At 69.9% G+C, this 16,292-nt stretch carries 18 protein-coding genes; 12 read left to right on the top strand and 6 right to left on the bottom strand.

Translation table 11 applies throughout. The features are described from left to right. Positions 1-136: 136 nt before the first annotated feature. A complete protein-coding gene (locus OHU89_RS23280; protein ID WP_405645563.1) occupies positions 137-1,396 on the bottom strand; it encodes an MDR family MFS transporter in 1,260 nt (419 codons plus the stop codon). A gap of 154 nt (positions 1,397-1,550) precedes the next feature. On the opposite strand from OHU89_RS23280, the gene OHU89_RS23275 reads away from it, so the two are divergent. The 4 genes from OHU89_RS23275 (at position 1,551) to OHU89_RS23260 (ending at position 3,921) form a co-directional block, all read left to right on the top strand. Then, complete coding sequence (locus OHU89_RS23275) at positions 1,551-2,315, top strand: phosphoglyceromutase (protein WP_405645561.1); 765 nt, start codon at positions 1,551-1,553, stop codon at positions 2,313-2,315. Positions 2,316-2,519: 204 nt separating this feature from the next. Then, on the top strand, positions 2,520-2,858 hold the full coding sequence (locus OHU89_RS23270; protein ID WP_405645559.1) for an SCO4225 family membrane protein: 339 nt from the start codon (positions 2,520-2,522) through the stop codon (positions 2,856-2,858). An 18-nt stretch (positions 2,859-2,876) separates the two neighbouring features. Beyond that, positions 2,877-3,296: a hypothetical protein gene (locus OHU89_RS23265; RefSeq protein ID WP_405645557.1), complete on the top strand. Its 420-nt coding sequence runs from the start codon at positions 2,877-2,879 to the stop codon at positions 3,294-3,296. A gap of 73 nt (positions 3,297-3,369) precedes the next feature. Beyond that, positions 3,370-3,921 (top strand): hypothetical protein, encoded by a 552-nt coding sequence (locus OHU89_RS23260; RefSeq protein WP_405645556.1) that lies wholly within the window; start codon positions 3,370-3,372, stop codon positions 3,919-3,921. 82 nt (positions 3,922-4,003) lie between these two features. Here the strand turns inward: OHU89_RS23260 and OHU89_RS23255 are convergent, their stop codons facing one another. After that, on the bottom strand, positions 4,004-4,162 hold the full coding sequence (locus tag OHU89_RS23255) for a hypothetical protein (protein WP_405645554.1): 159 nt from the start codon (positions 4,160-4,162) through the stop codon (positions 4,004-4,006). 175 nt (positions 4,163-4,337) lie between these two features. Beyond that, a complete protein-coding gene (phoU, locus tag OHU89_RS23250; protein WP_046258770.1) occupies positions 4,338-5,027 on the bottom strand; it encodes a phosphate signaling complex protein PhoU in 690 nt (229 codons plus the stop codon). Between the two features lie 235 nt (positions 5,028-5,262). On the opposite strand from phoU, the gene OHU89_RS23245 reads away from it, so the two are divergent. Next, positions 5,263-6,510, top strand: a complete 1,248-nt coding sequence (locus OHU89_RS23245; protein ID WP_266890665.1) for a cell wall metabolism sensor histidine kinase WalK — start codon at positions 5,263-5,265, stop codon at positions 6,508-6,510. Beyond that, positions 6,507-7,187, top strand: a complete 681-nt coding sequence (locus OHU89_RS23240) for a response regulator transcription factor (protein ID WP_266890667.1) — start codon at positions 6,507-6,509, stop codon at positions 7,185-7,187. The genes OHU89_RS23245 and OHU89_RS23240 overlap by 4 nt, the downstream gene beginning before the upstream one ends. Positions 7,188-7,274: 87 nt before the next feature. Here OHU89_RS23240 and OHU89_RS23235 read toward each other — a convergent pair whose 3' ends face one another. Next, positions 7,275-7,937, bottom strand: a complete 663-nt coding sequence (locus OHU89_RS23235) for a DUF461 domain-containing protein (protein WP_405645551.1) — start codon at positions 7,935-7,937, stop codon at positions 7,275-7,277. Between the two features lie 614 nt (positions 7,938-8,551). Here OHU89_RS23235 and OHU89_RS23230 point away from each other — a divergent pair. The 6 genes from OHU89_RS23230 (at position 8,552) to OHU89_RS23205 (ending at position 14,854) form a co-directional block, all read left to right on the top strand. Further along, entirely contained in the window at positions 8,552-9,034 is a 483-nt protein-coding gene (locus OHU89_RS23230; RefSeq protein WP_003953493.1) for a CarD family transcriptional regulator, read from the top strand. A gap of 325 nt (positions 9,035-9,359) precedes the next feature. Next, positions 9,360-10,112, top strand: coding sequence for a 2-C-methyl-D-erythritol 4-phosphate cytidylyltransferase (gene ispD, locus OHU89_RS23225; protein WP_405645550.1), 753 nt, complete (start codon positions 9,360-9,362; stop codon positions 10,110-10,112). Then, entirely contained in the window at positions 10,102-10,605 is a 504-nt protein-coding gene (gene ispF, locus OHU89_RS23220) for a 2-C-methyl-D-erythritol 2,4-cyclodiphosphate synthase (protein ID WP_266825412.1), read from the top strand. The genes ispD and ispF overlap by 11 nt, the downstream gene beginning before the upstream one ends. A 75-nt stretch (positions 10,606-10,680) precedes the next feature. Further along, a complete protein-coding gene (cysS, locus tag OHU89_RS23215; protein WP_405645547.1) occupies positions 10,681-12,078 on the top strand; it encodes a cysteine--tRNA ligase in 1,398 nt (465 codons plus the stop codon). Positions 12,079-12,167: 89 nt separating this feature from the next. Then, on the top strand, positions 12,168-13,109 hold the full coding sequence (rlmB, locus tag OHU89_RS23210) for a 23S rRNA (guanosine(2251)-2'-O)-methyltransferase RlmB (protein WP_405645545.1): 942 nt from the start codon (positions 12,168-12,170) through the stop codon (positions 13,107-13,109). Positions 13,110-13,237: 128 nt separating this feature from the next. Beyond that, a complete protein-coding gene (locus tag OHU89_RS23205) occupies positions 13,238-14,854 on the top strand; it encodes a DoxX family membrane protein (protein WP_405645543.1) in 1,617 nt (538 codons plus the stop codon). A gap of 101 nt (positions 14,855-14,955) precedes the next feature. On the opposite strand, the gene OHU89_RS23200 is transcribed toward OHU89_RS23205, so the two are convergent. Further along, entirely contained in the window at positions 14,956-15,687 is a 732-nt protein-coding gene (locus OHU89_RS23200) for a nucleotidyltransferase family protein (RefSeq protein ID WP_266890679.1), read from the bottom strand. A gap of 117 nt (positions 15,688-15,804) precedes the next feature. Further along, positions 15,805-16,260, bottom strand: a complete 456-nt coding sequence (locus tag OHU89_RS23195) for a hypothetical protein (RefSeq protein ID WP_266890681.1) — start codon at positions 16,258-16,260, stop codon at positions 15,805-15,807. Between the last annotated feature and the right edge of the window lie 32 nt (positions 16,261-16,292).

The following is a 16,292-nucleotide window of genomic DNA, read 5'->3' as shown; positions in this document are numbered from 1 at the left end:
GCGGCCCCCCCGCGACATCCTGTATACCGCCGGGAAACGCGTCCCCGCCCGGGGTAGGGAAAAGTCGACGGACAGGGGACAGCAGGTCAGGGCCGGTTGTGCGGACGGGGCAGGGGCGGCTCGTGGGTGGCCGGGATCAGGCCGTGCTGACCTCGGGCTCGGCGGTGACCGGCGGCTCGGCCGGGGCCGGGTCCTCGACGGGCAGCCGCCGCATCAGCACGCCGTAGCCCACACCGGCCAGCGTGCCGACGACCGCGCACAGTCCCCACAGCCACTCCGCGCCGTACTGGTCGATGATCAGGCCGGACATCAGCGGGGCGACGAGGGAGGCGACGGCCCAGGACAGGGTGTACATGCCCTGGTAGCGACCGCGGCCGTGCACGGGGGAGAGGCGGACGACCAGGCTGGTCTGGGTGGGGGCGTTGACGATCTCGGCGAGGGTCCAGACACAGACCGTGAGGGCGAAGACGCCGATGGAGCCGGCGAAGGCGGTGAGCCCGAAGCCGTATCCGGCGAGCAGGGACGAGATGACGAGCAGCCGACGCGGATCGCGGTGCTGGATGAACCGGGTGACCGGGATCTGCAACGCGACGATGAGGATGCCGTTCACGGCGATCGCCATGCCGTAGTCGGCGGGTGTGAACCCGGCCTCGCCCATCGCCACCGGCAGTCCGACCGAGCCCTGCTGGAAGACGAGGGCGATGAGGAAGGACAGCCCGACGACACCCATGTAGCGCCCGTCGCGGAGCACGGTGCCGAGCCCGACCTCGTTGTCCGCCGCCTTCTCGGTGGGCGTGCGTTCGGGCCGCGACTCGGGCAGCTTCAGGAAGATCACGATCGCGCAGGCGGCCGTCATGCCGGCCTCGATGAGGAAGCCGGCGAGGTAACTGAACTCGGCGATGAACCCGGCGGCCATGGAGGAGATGGCGAACCCGAGGTTGATCGCCCAGTAGTTGAGCGAGAAGGCGCGCACCCGGTCCTCGGGCCGCACGATGTCGGCCATCATCGCCTGCACGGCGGGCCGCGAGGCGTTGCTCGTCATACCGACGAGGAAGGCGACGGCGGCGATGGCGACCGGGTGGTGCATGAAGCCGAGCAGGGCGACGGAGGCGGCGGTGGAGGCCTGGGCGATGAGCAGCGTGGGCCGCCGCCCCAGCCGGTCGGTCATGACACCGGCCCCGACGGACGAGACGACACCGCCCAGACCGTGCAGGGAGGCGACGAGACCGGCGTACGAGGCGGAGTACCCGCGGTCGAGCGTGAGGTAGAGCGCCATGAAGGTGGCGACGAAGGCACCGAGCCGGTTGACGAGGGTGCTGGTCCACAGCCACCAGAACTCGCGGGGGAGCCCGGAGACGGATTCCCTGAGGGCACGTCTCAAGGTGGCTGGTGACATGGCGGATCCCCCGGGATGATGTAAGTGTCTCTGGCGGCAACGGCAACTTACAATCGGGGTGCTCGGGGAGGCCACCCAATTAACAGATCTCGTCAACCGTCCGCCTGCCGAGCGGAGGCACAAGCGATCGAGTCGGTGGATTACGCTCATACGCATGGCCGACGCACCGTACAAGCTGATCCTCCTCCGCCACGGCGAGAGCGAGTGGAACGCGAAGAACCTGTTCACCGGCTGGGTGGACGTGAACCTGAACGAGAAGGGCGAGAAGGAGGCAGTCCGCGGTGGCGAACTCCTGAAGGACGCCGATCTCCTCCCCGACGTGGTCCACACGTCCCTCCAGAAGCGCGCCATCCGTACGGCACAGCTCGCGCTGGAGTCCGCGGACCGCCACTGGATCCCGGTCCACCGCTCGTGGCGCCTGAACGAGCGTCACTACGGTGCCCTCCAGGGCAAGGACAAGGCGCAGACCCTCGCGGAGTTCGGCGAGGAGCAGTTCATGCTCTGGCGCCGCTCCTACGACACTCCGCCGCCCGCGCTCGAGGACGGCACCGAGTACTCCCAGTCGGACGACCCGCGCTACGCGACGATCCCGCCGGAGCTCCGCCCGAGGACGGAGTGCCTCAAGGACGTCGTGACGCGCATGCTCCCGTACTGGTACGACGGCATCGTCCCCGACCTCCTCGCGGGCCGCACGGTCCTGGTCGCGGCCCACGGCAACTCCCTCCGCGCCCTCGTCAAGCACCTCGACGGCATCTCCGACGCCGACATCGCGGGCCTGAACATCCCCACGGGCATCCCGCTGTCCTACGAACTCGACGCCGCCTTCAAGCCCCTCAACCCGGGCGGCACCTACCTCGACCCCGACGCGGCCGCGGCGGCCATCGAGGCGGTCAAGAATCAGGGCAAGAAGAAGAAGTAAGCCGTACGAACCAAGTCCCCTGCCCGCGGCCTTCCCGCAGGCAGGGGGCTTGTCTCTGTGCCGGGGTCCTTCGGTCAGTCAGGGACGGCCGCCCGCACCGCCCCGCTCCCGGATGAGTACGACGGTGAGTACCGCTACTCACGCCTCACCCCCCACCCCACCCCCACCATGAAGTCACACGACCACTCACAGGGGGACCCACCGATGAACGCCCGCCCGCTCCGCACCCTCACCCGTCTCACCTTCGCCAACCCCGCCTCGCTCGCCTACCTCGCCGTCGTCGGTGTCGCGCTGGTGGTCGCCGCCTCCGAGCCGCTGTACTCCGATGTGTCCGGCTCGATGATCTGGGTGTGGCCGGCGATGCTGACGCTCCCGGCGTATGTGCCGATCGCGGCGCTCGGCGCGGCGGTGATGGGGGAGAACATGCCCGGGCTGTTCGTCGGCAGCATCGTGCTCGCCGCGCTGGTCCAGTCCCTCGCCCTCGGCGCGCTCTTCGAATCCCTGCGCGGCCGGCTCACCCGCCCCGGTAACCTGCGCGCATGACTCACCGCCGAAAGGGCGATGCCGCGTAGGCGCCCCTCCGCGGTACGGGCCGCGACGCCGGTACGGGTACGACGTTCCCGGCACCCCCGTCCCCGTATCGGCCGGATCTCCGCGGGCTGTGCCGCCGACATCCGCAGGCTCGAACACCGACGCTTCTCGCCGGGGGACACGGACAGCGCGTTCCGGTACTGGGCCGCCCTCGCGCACGGCCCCCTCGCCCATCTGACCCGCGACGTCGACACCTGCGGCATCCCCGAGTGCGGATGCGACCCGGGGTACTTCCGCGAGCACCTCGAACAGGTGCTCCACGCCCTCCCCACCAGGTCCGCCCGCGAACTCCGTGCCCTGCTCCACGACCTCGACGCCGTCATCCTGCGCCGGGCCCGTGTCCTGCCCTACTCCTCGCCCGACGTCCCGTGGTGGAAGGAGTGGTTCTGAGCAGGCAAGGAGTCCGTCAACCCCCGGACAATTCCATGACCGCACGCCCACCCCGCCCGCTACCGTGCGCCCCATGCGACGCATGTGGTGGGCGGTCGGCGGCGGTTTCGCCACGGCGGTACTGGCGGTGAGCGGGTGGCTGGTGGCCGCGGACAAGGGGTATCCGTTCGCGGACGCGCGGGCCTGCGAGGGCAGCGATGTGCCGTTGGAGGTGGAGCTCGACGCCGTGGGCCTGCGGATGCCGGCCGGTGCCCGGGACGTCCACTACGTCACCCACCCCGCCGCCGGCACCGAAGACGTCGAGCTGGCCGTCGCCTTCCGCAGCACCGCGAAGACGATGCGTGCCTACCTCGAGCAGAACAAGATCGTGACGACCGGGTTCACCCACCTCGCCGACGGCCGTTTCCTCACCGGTGACGTCGGCACACCTCCCGCCGACCTCGGCCTGTGCGGCGACGTCCCCCAGATCTACGCGCCCGCCGTCCTCGTCGAGCAGCAACGCACCGGCTTCGGCGGAGATCCGGAGACCGTCGACATCGCCCTGCAGACGAAGCCCGGCGACATCAGCACCCTCCGGCCCACCACGGAGGTCCTCCTCACGGTCACCCAAACCCCGGGCACCTGACCCGCACACCCGAGCCCGCACACGCGAAGGGCCCCGGCGCGATCACCGGGGCCCTCACCGTCGTACGACAAGAAGCGCGACGTCAGCCGCACTGGCACGGATTGCCCGACTGGCACCCGCACCCGCAGCCCGAGCCGCAGCCGCACGCGCCTATCAGCATCAGGTTCCTGATCTCGGCGGGCTGCTCGGTCCCGCGTTCCTGCGTGGGGTCGGGCGTGGGGGTGTTGGGGGATTCGGCCATGGGTCCCTCCTCGAGGCAAGGGTCTGACTCTCGGCACAGACCCTGTCCCCATTGCATGCCCGCCCACGAGGTCGCATCAACGGCGCACTGAGGCTTGCACGCGCCCCGAACAGGCCCCGCACACCCCGGTTCGACCAGGAGCCAGGCCCCCGCACACCTCCGAGAGGCCTGGGGCTCAGGCCCCTTCCACCCCCGTCGCCGGCTGGATGTCCGCCTGCAGATCGTCCGCGTGCTCACCCGTCACCAGGAACACCACCCGCTTGGCCACCGACACCGCGTGGTCGGCGAACCGCTCGTAGTAGCGGCCCAGCAGGGTGACGTCCACCGCCGTCTCGATGCCGTGCTTCCAGCGGTCGTCCAGCAGGTGCTGGAAGAGGGTGCGGTGCAGCAGGTCCATCTCGTCGTCGTCCTGCTCCAGCTGGAGCGCGAGGTCGACGTCCTTGGTGATGATGACCTCCGCCGCCTTCGCCATCAGACGCTGGGCGAGCTGGCCCATCTCCAGGATCGTGGCGTGCAGGTCGTGCGGGATGGCCCGCTCCGGGAAGCGCAGCCGGGCGAGTTTCGCCACGTGCTGGGCGAGGTCGCCCGAGCGCTCCAGGTCCGCCGACATCCGCAGGGAGGTGACGACGATACGGAGGTCCGTGGCCACCGGCTGCTGCCTGGCCAGCAGGGCTATGGCCCGCGCCTCCAGCTCGTGCTGGAGGTCGTCCACCTTCTGGTCGGCCTCGATGACGCTTTCGGCCAGCTTCAGGTCGGAGTCGAGGATGGACGTCGTGGCGCGCCCGATCGCCGACCCCACCAGCCGGGCCATCTCCACCAGACCGTCGCCGATCGAGTCAAGTTCCTCGTGGTACGCGTCCCGCATCAGGGATCCCTCTCTTACGTCTGCCTCGGGGGTTCCGGGGGCCAGAACCAGCCACCGGAAACATCCGACGACCGGCGCTGTGAACCCCACGCTCCCACGTTCGGCCCTGTACGCGTCGATTTCCGTCACCCCAAATGAACCAACACTGGCTCCAAGGTGAACTCTGGGCGACGAGTGTTCGAGCTCGCACCTCGAAGGCTGTGGCCAGGAGCGATCCCGTGCCTAACCTGGACGCATGGACGTGAACGCGGCGGTCGCCGCAGTGGCAGCGATCGCCGGAGCACTTACCGGCGTGATCGCCATGCTGGCGTTCCGCGTCAGCGAGCGGGAACAGAAACGCCCCACCCGCACCTCTCTGCACACCGACCCGGTGCTCCCGCCGGGCGTGGACACCGTCCTGTCCGTCCTCCGCTCCTCCGCCGTCGTCCTCGACGAGGCCGACGGTGTCGTCAAGGCCAGCTCGGCCGCCTACGCCCTCGGCCTGGTCCGCGGCGGCAAACTCGCCGTCGAGCCCATGCTGCAGATGGCCCGCGACACCAGGAGAGACGGAGAGATACGACAGGTCGAACTGGATCTGCCGAGAAGGGGAACCGGACGCGGCGAGGCCCTCGCGGTCTCCGCCCGTGTCGCCCCCCTCGGCTCGCGGCTGGTTCTCCTCCTGGTCGAGGACCTCACGGAGGCCCGCCGCATCGAGGCGGTACGCCGCGACTTCGTCGCGAACGTCAGCCACGAGCTCAAGACCCCGGTCGGCGCCCTCTCCCTGCTGTCCGAGGCCGTCATGGACGCCTCCGACGACCCCGAGGCGGTGACGCGCTTCGCCGGCCGTATGCAGATAGAGGCGACCCGGCTCACCAACCTGGTCCAGGAGCTCATCGACCTCTCCCGGGTCCAGAACGACGACCCCCTGGAGGACGCCGAACCCGTCCGGATCGACGAACTCGTCGCCGAGGCCATCGACCGCTGCCGCCACCAGGCCGGCGCCAAGCAGATCACCATGGCCGCCGGCGGCACCGCGGATCTCAGGATCTGGGGCAACCGCGGCCAGCTCGCCGCCGCCCTCGGCAACCTCGTCGAGAACGCCGTGAACTACTCCCCGGCCCGCACCCGCGTCGGCATAGCCGCCCGCCGGGTGACCGCGCCCGGCGGGGACCTCATCGAGATCGCCGTGACCGACCAGGGCATAGGCATCTCCGACAAGGACAAGGAGCGCATCTTCGAGCGCTTCTACCGCGTCGACCCGGCCCGCTCCCGTGCCACCGGCGGCACGGGCCTGGGCCTGGCGATCGTCAAGCACGTGGCCGCCTCCCATGCCGGGGAGGTCACGGTGTGGAGCTCGGAGGGACAAGGCTCCACGTTCACCCTGCGGCTGCCGGAGGCGGGGGCTGCCCGCGACCGCGCACATCACCCGGCCGACCTCGATGATGAGGACGGACCCGACCCATCCCCGTACGAACCGCTTCCCGCCCCGGAGGTCCTTCCGTGACCCGAGTGCTTGTCGTCGAGGACGAGGAGTCCTTCTCCGACGCCCTGTCGTACATGCTCCGCAAGGAGGGCTTCGAGGTCGCGGTCGCGACCACGGGCCCAGACGGACTCGACGAGTTCGAGCGCAACGGCGCCGACCTCGTCCTCCTCGACCTGATGCTGCCCGGCCTGCCGGGCACCGAGGTCTGCCGTCAGCTGCGCGGCCGCTCCAACGTGCCCGTCATCATGGTGACCGCCAAGGACAGCGAGATCGACAAGGTCGTCGGACTGGAAATAGGAGCCGATGACTACGTCACCAAGCCCTTCTCGTCCCGCGAACTGGTCGCCCGTATCCGGGCCGTCCTGCGCCGCCGCGGCGAGCCCGAGGAGGTCAGCCCCGCCGCGCTGGAGGCCGGTCCGGTCCGGATGGACGTGGACCGTCACGTGGTCACGGTCTCCGGCTCCAAGGTCGACCTGCCCCTCAAGGAGTTCGACCTGCTGGAGATGCTCCTGCGCAACGCGGGCCGCGTCCTGACCCGCATGCAGCTCATCGACCGCGTCTGGGGCGCCGACTACGTCGGCGACACCAAGACCCTCGACGTCCACGTCAAGCGCCTCCGCGCCAAGATCGAACCGGACCCGGGCGCGCCCAGGTATCTGGTGACGGTGCGGGGCTTGGGCTACAAGTTCGAGCCGTAAACCGTAAGCCGTACGACGACGAAAGGGCGGGACCTCCGAAGAGGTCCCGCCCTTTCGTCTACGACCAGACGGTCGTCGTACGACTGCTCAGTGCCCGGCGGCAGCGCTCTCGGTCGCCGTGGCGGAGGCCGATGCCGCGTCGGTCGCGGTCTCCGTCGCCGAAGGCGAGGCCGTGCCGGTGGCCGACCCGGTCGGGGAGGGCGAGGTGCTCTCGCCCGTGCCCGGCGCCTCGGGGATCTCGGTGGGGCCCCACTTCTCGAAGAAGCTCTTGGCGGGCACCACGAAGGCCCGCAGGCTCACCGCGCCGGTCTTGCTGAAGGTGAAGGTGATCTTCTGCGCGTTGCCGTCCTGGACCGCCTCACGGCTGCTGGGCAGGACCGCGGAGGCGTTGCCCTCACCGCCGATGACGAGGGAGCCGCCGGCCGGGATGGTCAGCTTGCCCTTCCCCTTGGCGGCGGCGAGCTCGGCGGTCTTGCCTGCGTCGTCCACGGTGACCGAGTCCAGCGTCTCGGCGGTGGGGCCGCTGTTGAACAGGGTCGCGGAGATCACGGCCGGACCCGTCGACTCCAGGTCGGGCTGGGTGATGACGACGGCATTCTGGATCTTGATGTCACCGACGGAGGTGGCCGCGTTGTCCGGCTTGATCTCCAGGGTCTGGGCGTTGCTGCCGGCCGCACACGCGGAGAGCGAGGCGATCGAGAACGCGATGGCGGCGGCCGCTAGGGCACCGCGTCGAAGGCTGCTGCTCACGGCGGCGGCAACTCCTTGACTCGAACGGAGCGGGCGAATTAAGCCGCCCTAAGTGTCTGTCAGCGGCCTTAGGTTACCGAGCCGTTCCCGCGTCACCGCACCCGACCCTCCCCAACGGGCCGTCTTCCGCACCGCAGGGGCTAGTCACCACCCGCCACGAGTGACTCACGAGTCACTTTGAGCCCGCACTCATCCGCCATTCACATAAGAGCCCTCCGCATCCGCTCGCAAATCTTCCGTGAAGGAAATCGCGGTCGCCCACGAAATTGATCACGGGCTGATCCGGTGGGTGCCCACGATTGCGAGTGATCAATTCCGGAAACGGCGCGGAAGCGACTCCCGGCATCGAACGGAGTAGCGGAAGTCGCACACCTGGAACCAGACATATGGGGACGTTCGTCTACGCTGAAGGGCCTCCGGATGCGTGTAACGTACGCGTTTCACCTCCCCCGGAGAGCCGCTCCGACCTGCGAATACCTTCTTCCGCTCGGCCTCCGCAGCACGTTCCTGTTGTTGTTGTCAAGCCCCGAGATATGCCCTGACCTGCGAAAACGCCATTCAGAACCCGCAGTTTCCGTGTTACCCTGGATAGCCACGGAAGGGGTACCTGTCACATGACGTTCAAGGTTGGCGACACCGTGGTCTATCCCCATCACGGGGCCGCGCTGATCGAGGCTATCGAAACTCGCCAGATCAAAGGCGTGGACAAGACCTACTTGGTGCTGAAGGTCGCCCAGGGTGACCTGACGGTACGTGTGCCAGCGGACAATGCGGAGTTCGTCGGCGTGCGTGATGTGGTCGGTCAGGACGGGCTGGACCGGGTCTTCGAGGTGCTGCGCGCGCCGTACGCCGAGGAGCCCACGAACTGGTCGCGTCGTTACAAGGCAAATCTGGAGAAGCTCGCCTCCGGCGATGTCATCAAGGTCGCGGAAGTCGTGCGTGACCTGTGGCGTCGTGAGCGTGAGCGCGGACTTTCCGCAGGTGAGAAGCGCATGCTCGCCAAGGCCCGCCAGATCCTGGTGAGCGAGCTCGCCCTCGCGGAGAACACGAACGAGGACAAGGCCGAGGCCCTGCTCGACGAGGTCCTCGCGTCCTGACGACGCACGCTGCCGCCAGGTTCGGCTCAGCACATTGCCGCGTCCTCTGAAAAGAGAAACGCTGCAAAGAAATGCCGCGGTGCCCGATGACGTAACCATTGTCGCCGGGCGCTGCGGCATGTTCACGCCCGGACACTGATTCCGTCCTGCACGGACCGACTCTGTCCCGCCGCTCACATCTTCGGGGACGAGCCCCGATACTTGGCGTGCCGGGCCCGGGCAGCAGGCTCGACCGGCGTCACGGAAGGGTCCGGTCAAGGCGTCGCGCCCGGCACGCTGTCTGGCCTACCCATCTTGGCCGAGCACACAAACCTGACAGGAACCGATGTCTGACGATTCGCGCCCTTCGCGCGCCGAAGTCCGCACGGCGGTCGTGATTCCGGCCGCCGGCCGGGGCGTACGACTCGGCCCGGGCGCCCCCAAGGCGCTCCGCACGCTGAACGGCACCCCCATGCTGATCCACGCGGTCCGTGCGATGGCCGCCTCCCGCGCGGTCTCCCTGGTCGTCGTCGTGGCACCGCCCGACGGCGCCGCCGAGGTCAAGAGCCTCCTCGACGCCCACGCCCTCCCCGAGCGCACCGACTTCCTGGTCGTCCCCGGCGGCGAGGAACGGCAGGACTCCGTGAAGCTCGGCCTGGACGCCCTGCCGCCGGACTACGACATCGTCCTCGTCCACGACGCCGCCCGCCCGCTGGTCCCCGTGGACACGGTGGACGCGGTCATCGAGGCCGTACGGGAGGGCGCCACGGCCGTCGTGCCCGCACTGCCCCTCGCCGACACCGTCAAGGAGGTCGAGCCGGCCGCGGTCCCGGGCGACCCCGAGCCCGTCGTCGCCACCCCGGAGCGCGCCCGCCTCCGCGCCGTCCAGACGCCCCAGGGCTTCGACCGCGCGACCCTGATCCGCGCCCACGAGACGGTCACCGACAACGTCACCGACGACGCGAGCATGATCGAGCAACTCGGCGAGACCGTCGTGGTCGTCCCCGGCCACGAGGAGGCCTTCAAGGTCACCCGCCCCCTGGACCTGGTCCTCGCGGAGGCGGTCCTGGCGCGCAGGAGGCTCAACGATGGCTTCTGACGCCTTCGCAGGGACGCCACTGCCGCAGGTCGGCATCGGCACCGACATCCACGCCTTCGAAGAGGGCCGCGAGCTGTGGTGCGCCGGCCTCAAGTGGGAGGGCGAGGGCCCGGGCCTGGCCGGCCACTCCGACGCCGACGTCGTCGCCCACGCCGCGTGCAACGCGCTGTTCTCGGCGGCGGGCCTCGGTGACCTGGGGCAGCACTTCGGCACGGGGCGCCCCGAGTGGTCGGGTGCATCCGGGATCACCTTGTTGACGGAGGCGGCCCGGATCGTGAACTCCGCGGGCTTCCGGATCGGCAACATCGCCGTACAGGTCGTAGGACCGCGCCCGAAGATCGGCAAGCGTCGCGACGAGGCCCAGAAGATCCTCTCGGAGGCGGCCGGAGCACCGGTGTCGGTGTCGGGCGCGACCACGGACGGGCTGGGGTTCCCCGGCCGCGACGAGGGCCTCATGGCGATCGCCACGGCGCTGGTCGTACGGGTCGGCTGACCGACAACGTCACGAATACGTCCCCTTGAGCAGAACGCGCGCAAGGCACTACCCGGGGCCCACTACCCTTGTCTCGTGACTATTCGGCTGTACGACACCAGCGCCCGGCAGATCCGTGATTTCACCCCGCTCATTCCGGGTTGTGTCTCGATCTACCTCTGTGGTGCCACCGTGCAGGCCGCACCGCACATCGGGCACATCCGGTCCGGTCTGAACTTCGACATCATGCGCCGCTGGTTCGAGTACCGCGGCTATGACGTCACGTTCATCCGCAACGTCACCGACATCGACGACAAGATCATCGCCAAGTCGCACGACCAGGGCCGCCCCTGGTGGTCCATCGGCTACGAGAACGAGCGGGCGTTCAACGACGGCTACCAAGCCCTCGGCTGCCTCCCGCCGACGTACGAGCCGCGTGCCACCGGGCACGTCCCCGAGATGATCGAGATGATGCGCGGCCTCATCGAGCGCGGTCACGCCTACGAGTCGGACGGCAACGTCTACTTCGACGTGCGCTCCTTCCCGGGCTACCTCCAGCTGTCCAACCAGGAGCTGGACAACCTGCTCCAGCCCGCCGCGGACGGCGAGACCGGCAAGCGCGACCCCCGTGACTTCGCGCTGTGGAAGGCGACCAAGCCGGGCGAGCCCGACTGGGAGACCCCGTGGGGCCGTGGCCGCCCCGGCTGGCACCTGGAGTGCTCGGCCATGGCCCACAAGTACCTCGGTTCCGCCTTCGACATCCACGGCGGCGGCCTCGACCTGATCTTCCCGCACCACGAGAACGAGATCGCCCAGGCCAAGGCCTACGGCGACGACTTCGCCGCGTACTGGGTGCACAACGCCTGGGTCACCATGAGCGGCGAGAAGATGTCGAAATCGCTCGGCAACAGCGTCCTCGTCTCCGAGATGGTCAAGACGTGGCGCCCGATCGTCCTGCGCTACTACCTCGGCACTCCGCACTACCGCTCGATGATCGAGTACAGCGAGGAGGCCCTGCGCGAGGCCGAGTCGGCGTTCGCGCGCATCGAGGGCTTCGTGCAGCGCGTCGTCGAGAAGGCCGGCACCGTCGAGCCCTCCGCCGAGGTCCCGCCCGCCTTCGCCGAGGCCATGGATGACGACCTGGGCGTCCCGCAGGCACTCGCCGTCGTCCACACCACGGTCCGCCAGGGCAACAGCGCGCTGGCCGCCGACGACAAGGAAGCCGCCGTGGCCCGCCTCGCCGAGGTCCGCGCCATGCTCGGCGTCCTCGGTCTCGACCCGCTCGACGCCCACTGGGCCGGCGAGGAGAACCGCGGCGAAGACCTGCACGGAGTGGTCGACAGCCTCGTACGACTCGTCCTCGACCAGCGCGAGTCGGCCCGCGGCCGCAAGGACTGGGCCACCGCGGACGCCATCCGCGACCAGCTCAACCAGTCGGGCCTGTCCATCGAGGACGGCCCCCAGGGACCGCGCTGGACCCTCGGTCCTCGCTAGCCCGCTTTCTTGATCGATTGTGCCGCCCGGCCCTCCGGGCGGCACACTGCATAGACGTACGTATTACTTCCGTAGAGAACAGGTAGGTCATGGCCGCGAACAACCGCCGCATGTCCGGCAAGAAGGGCGCGCAGGTCGGCAGTGGCGGCCAGCGACGCAAGGGCCTCGAAGGCAGGGGTCCGACGCCGCCCGCCGAGCTGCGCAAGAAGCACAAGGCGAACCGCATCGCCAACGCCAAGGCCAAGCAGGCCGCGCGCCGTCCCACGCCGCGTGGCCGGGGTGGCAAGGGCACGTCCGAGATGGTCGTCGGCCGCAACCCCGTCGTCGAGGCGCTGCGCGAGGGTGTGCCCGCGGTGACGCTGTACGTCCAGCAGTTCATCGACAACGACGAGCGGGTGCGCGAGGCGCTCCAGCTCGCGGCCGAGCGCGGCGGGATCAACCTCATGGAGGCCCCCCGCCCCGAGCTCGACCGTATGACCAACGGGCTCAACCACCAGGGCCTGGTCCTCCAGGTCCCGCCGTACGAGTACGCCCACCCCGAGGACCTCGCCAACGCCGCCTACGACCACGGCGAGGACCCGCTGATCGTGGCGCTGGACGGTGTCACCGACCCGCGCAACCTGGGTGCCGTCGTCCGCTCCGTGTCGGCCTTCGGCGGCCACGGCGTCGTCGTGCCCGAGCGTCGCGCGGCCGGCATGACCGCCGGTGCCTGGAAGACGTCCGCCGGTACGGCAGCCCGTACGCCCGTCGCCCGCGCCACCAACCTGACGCGCGCCCTGGAGGCGTACCAGAAGGCCGGCATCGCCGTCGTCGGCCTCGCCGCCGACGGGGAGCACGAGATCGGCGACCTGGAGGCCCTCGGCGGCCCGGTCGTCATCGTCGTCGGCAGCGAGGGCAAGGGCCTGTCCCGGCTGGTCGGCGAAACGTGCGACTTCCGGGTGCGGATCCCGATGCCGGGTGGCGCGGAGTCGCTGAACGCCGGTGTGGCAGCGGGTGTCGTGCTGTACGAGGCGGCTCGTCGGCGGGCCTGAACAGGGGTCCGCATCGTCACCCGTACGGGGTAATCTCGCCTCCGTTCGGGCGTTGCGGGCAAGCTTGACGCTGTCCGGACACATCCGGGCAGTCAAAGCAGTGTCCTAAACACACGTCACTCGGTTAGATGAGTGTGGACACCAGAACACCCCGCACACCCACGGGGGACCGCTCGTCGGGATTCGATTCCGGATTCGACGACGCTCCCGCGCTGAGCATGGTGAAGGTGCCGAGCGATCCGGCGCAGGTCATCGTCAATCACGCCAGCTTCCGCGTGCAGTTGGGCGCGTCGACGAGACGTGCCGCCCAATCCCCGCGGATCGCACGGCACTTGAGCGCTGCCGAGGACACCGCCCGGATGCCCGCCGTGGGAACCACGGCCACCGGTGCGGCCCGCCGCCGCCCCGTCGTCTGGAGCGGCAAGTCCGCCCCCGACGACACCGGCGCCCACCGCCTGCTCCAGGCCGTGCGCGGCGGCGGCGTCCGCCCGGTCGACGAGCCTGTCGCCGACGCCGGAGTCACCCAGGTCATCCCCCGAATCGACGTCTACGACGACGAGTTGGCCCAGACCGTCGAGACCCCCGTAGTCGGCGCCCAGCGCACCTACGACGGCGACGAACCCCGCCTCCTGCCCGACATGCGAACCGTGGGCAGCGCCTACGACGAGGAACTCGGCTACGGCGACGAGGAGTTCGAGGAGTCGGCGGGATCCGGTGACACCGGGACGTCCCGGCGCCACGGCGTCGACCCCGCGCGGCACGCCTACTTCCCGGGCCGCCGTATGAACCTGGGCGTCGTCCTCCTCCCGCTGCGCATCTTCCTCGGCTTCATCTCCATCTACGCCGGCATGGGCAAGCTCTGCGACCCCGTCTACTTCGACGGCGGCAAGCGCGGCTCCATGGTCAAGTGGCTCAACACCCTGCACCCCTGGGAAGTCGCCGAACCACTGCGCCAGTTCGCCCTCCAGCACCCCGTCGGCTCCGGCCTCGTCATCGCCTTCCTCCAGGTCATCGTGGGTGTCCTCACGATCCTGGGCTGCTGGCAGCGCGTCGGCGCCGCCGTGGGCGCACTGCTCTCCGCCGCGCTCCTGCTCACCGTCAGCTGGAAGAGCGTCCCCGCCTACGACGCACCCGACATCATCTACCTCGCCGCCTGGTCCCCGCTGATCATCGCCGGCGCCCCCGTCTACTCCATCGACGGACGCCTCGCCGGCAGCGCCTGGCGCCGCCTCGGACCCCGCTCCGACCTCTGGGAACTGCGCCGCTACGTCCTGCGCCGAGGCGCCCTCGTCACGGCCGTCGTCATCGGGCTCACCCTGCTGATCGGCTCGATGCTCGGCGGCGCCGTCCGCGACGCCGACCGCATCATCGTCCCCGGCCCCGGCGACGCCCCGCGCAACGAACTCCCCGGTTCCCCGCTCCCGCAGGAACCCGGCAAGCGCAAGAAGACCCCGTCCGCCTCCACCTCGCCCACCCAGGGCGCCACGGCGGGCACGGCCAGCCCCTCCGGGGCCGCCACCACCCCGGGCGCCACCAAGGACGCCAACACCACCACCCCCAGCCAGACCCAGGGCACCGGCCAGGCCCCGCCCCAGCAGTCCTCCCCGACCGGAGGCGCCCCCAGCACCAGCTCGGGACCGACCGGCGGCACCGGCTCCACGGGCGGCACCGGCGGTACGACAGGCGGCTCGGACACCGGAGGCTCCTCCGGCGAACCGGGCCTGGTAGGCGGCCTGTTGGGGTAGCTGAGCCGGTGGGAGGCATTCTGGGACAGCAGCCCACCGGCTGACCCGAAGACGCGAAGGGCCCGGCACACGAGTGCCGGGCCCTTCCTGCGACGTGACGCTCAGCGCCCCAGCGCCGCCAACTCCTTGGCCGCCTCGGTCAGATCCTTCGCGGTGTCGATGGCTCGCCAGTACGCACCCTGCGGAATCGGATACCCGGCAAGCCGCAGCTCCCGCGCCAGATGCGGGAACGTGGTCCGCTCGTGGTCGCCCCGCTCGGGCAGCATCGAGGCGAACTCCGGGGAGAAGACGTACACACCCGCATTGATCTCGTACGTCGTCGGCGGAGCCTCGATGAAGTCCGTGATGTGCCCGAACCCGTCGGTCTGCACGGCCCCCCACGGAATCCGCGGCCGCGCCAACGCCAGCGTCGCCACCGCGTCGCGCTCGGCGTGGAAGTCCGCCATCTCGCGCAGCGAGAACCTGGTCCAGATGTCGCCGTTCGTGGCGTACCAGGGCTGGTCCGGGTGCGGAAGACGCGCCGCCGCGTACTTGAGGCCACCACCGCGGCCCAGCGGCTCCGTCTCGACGACCGTCGTCACGTTCACGGGCAGATCGGCCGAGTCCAGCCACTTCTGCAGGACGTCGGCGAGATGGCCACAGCTGATCACGACGTCCGTCACGCCCTCCTCGGCGAGCCAGACAAGCTGATGGCCGATGATCGGAGTCCCCGTCCCGGGGATCTCGACCATCGGCTTGGGCCGGTCGTCGGTGTACGGGCGCAGCCGCGAGCCCTGGCCACCTGCCAGGACAACGGCTTGAACGGGGCGGGACGCGGCGTTCGGATCGGTCATGACCGAACTGTACGTGGCGCCCCGCTCGCGGCTTCTGCCGGTAACCGTTCCTTATTCAGACGTAACTTCCCACAAGCGGAATGACGGCCTCCCCCTGATCGGGAGGAGGCCGTGGCCTCAGCTGTGCGCCGCCGCCACACCCGTCGCGAAGGAGGTGTCGCAGACGGGCCGGGCGTACGACTGCGCACGCGTCGGGCCGTACACCCGCACCGCCGCACGGCCGAGCGCCCGGGCGATCGACGCACAGTGCCTGGCGAGCGAGGGGCGGCCGTTCACGGCCTCCTGGAGGTGGGTGAGGGCGATGCCCGGGTTCTCCTCCTGGAGCTCGGTCAGGAGCTTGTCGCGCAGGACGTCCTGAGGTGTACGTGCCCTGGCCTTCGAGGAGGCGCCGGCCGCCGAGACATCGGAGGCGGTGAGCACGGAGCCCGAGGGATCCCCCGACCAGTCGACTCGGGTGACCGCGAGGGTCCCGGAGAGGACCAGGACGACGGGCAGGACAAGGGCGAGCGTGCGGCCGATACGGCGGGCGGGGCCCTGGCCGCGTCGCGTCTGTTGGTTAGTGGAGTGCTTCACGCGTGTGAGGGTAGCGCGGGGTGATGATTTGG

This window comes from Streptomyces sp. NBC_00019 (assembly GCF_045041015.1).
GTDB lineage: Bacteria > Actinomycetota > Actinomycetes > Streptomycetales > Streptomycetaceae > Streptomyces.
The sequence above is the reverse complement of the archived record's forward strand: the minus strand, read 5'-3'. Positions and strand labels throughout refer to the sequence as shown.

Coding starts and splice junctions, on each gene's coding strand:
- OHU89_RS23270 (WP_405645559.1), top strand. CDS start 2,520: ATGAACGCCCGCCCGCTCCGCACCCTCACCCGTCTCACCTTCGCCAAC.
- OHU89_RS23200 (WP_266890679.1), bottom strand. CDS start 15,687: ATGACCGATCCGAACGCCGCGTCCCGCCCCGTTCAAGCCGTTGTCCTG.
- OHU89_RS23245 (WP_266890665.1), top strand. CDS start 5,263: ATGGACGTGAACGCGGCGGTCGCCGCAGTGGCAGCGATCGCCGGAGCA.
- OHU89_RS23260 (WP_405645556.1), top strand. CDS start 3,370: ATGCGACGCATGTGGTGGGCGGTCGGCGGCGGTTTCGCCACGGCGGTA.
- OHU89_RS23205 (WP_405645543.1), top strand. CDS start 13,238: ATGAGTGTGGACACCAGAACACCCCGCACACCCACGGGGGACCGCTCG.
- phoU (WP_046258770.1), bottom strand. CDS start 5,027: ATGCGGGACGCGTACCACGAGGAACTTGACTCGATCGGCGACGGTCTG.
- OHU89_RS23230 (WP_003953493.1), top strand. CDS start 8,552: ATGACGTTCAAGGTTGGCGACACCGTGGTCTATCCCCATCACGGGGCC.
- ispF (WP_266825412.1), top strand. CDS start 10,102: ATGGCTTCTGACGCCTTCGCAGGGACGCCACTGCCGCAGGTCGGCATC.
- OHU89_RS23255 (WP_405645554.1), bottom strand. CDS start 4,162: ATGGCCGAATCCCCCAACACCCCCACGCCCGACCCCACGCAGGAACGC.
- rlmB (WP_405645545.1), top strand. CDS start 12,168: ATGGCCGCGAACAACCGCCGCATGTCCGGCAAGAAGGGCGCGCAGGTC.
- OHU89_RS23265 (WP_405645557.1), top strand. CDS start 2,877: ATGCCGCGTAGGCGCCCCTCCGCGGTACGGGCCGCGACGCCGGTACGG.
- ispD (WP_405645550.1), top strand. CDS start 9,360: ATGTCTGACGATTCGCGCCCTTCGCGCGCCGAAGTCCGCACGGCGGTC.
- OHU89_RS23275 (WP_405645561.1), top strand. CDS start 1,551: ATGGCCGACGCACCGTACAAGCTGATCCTCCTCCGCCACGGCGAGAGC.
- OHU89_RS23280 (WP_405645563.1), bottom strand. CDS start 1,396: ATGTCACCAGCCACCTTGAGACGTGCCCTCAGGGAATCCGTCTCCGGG.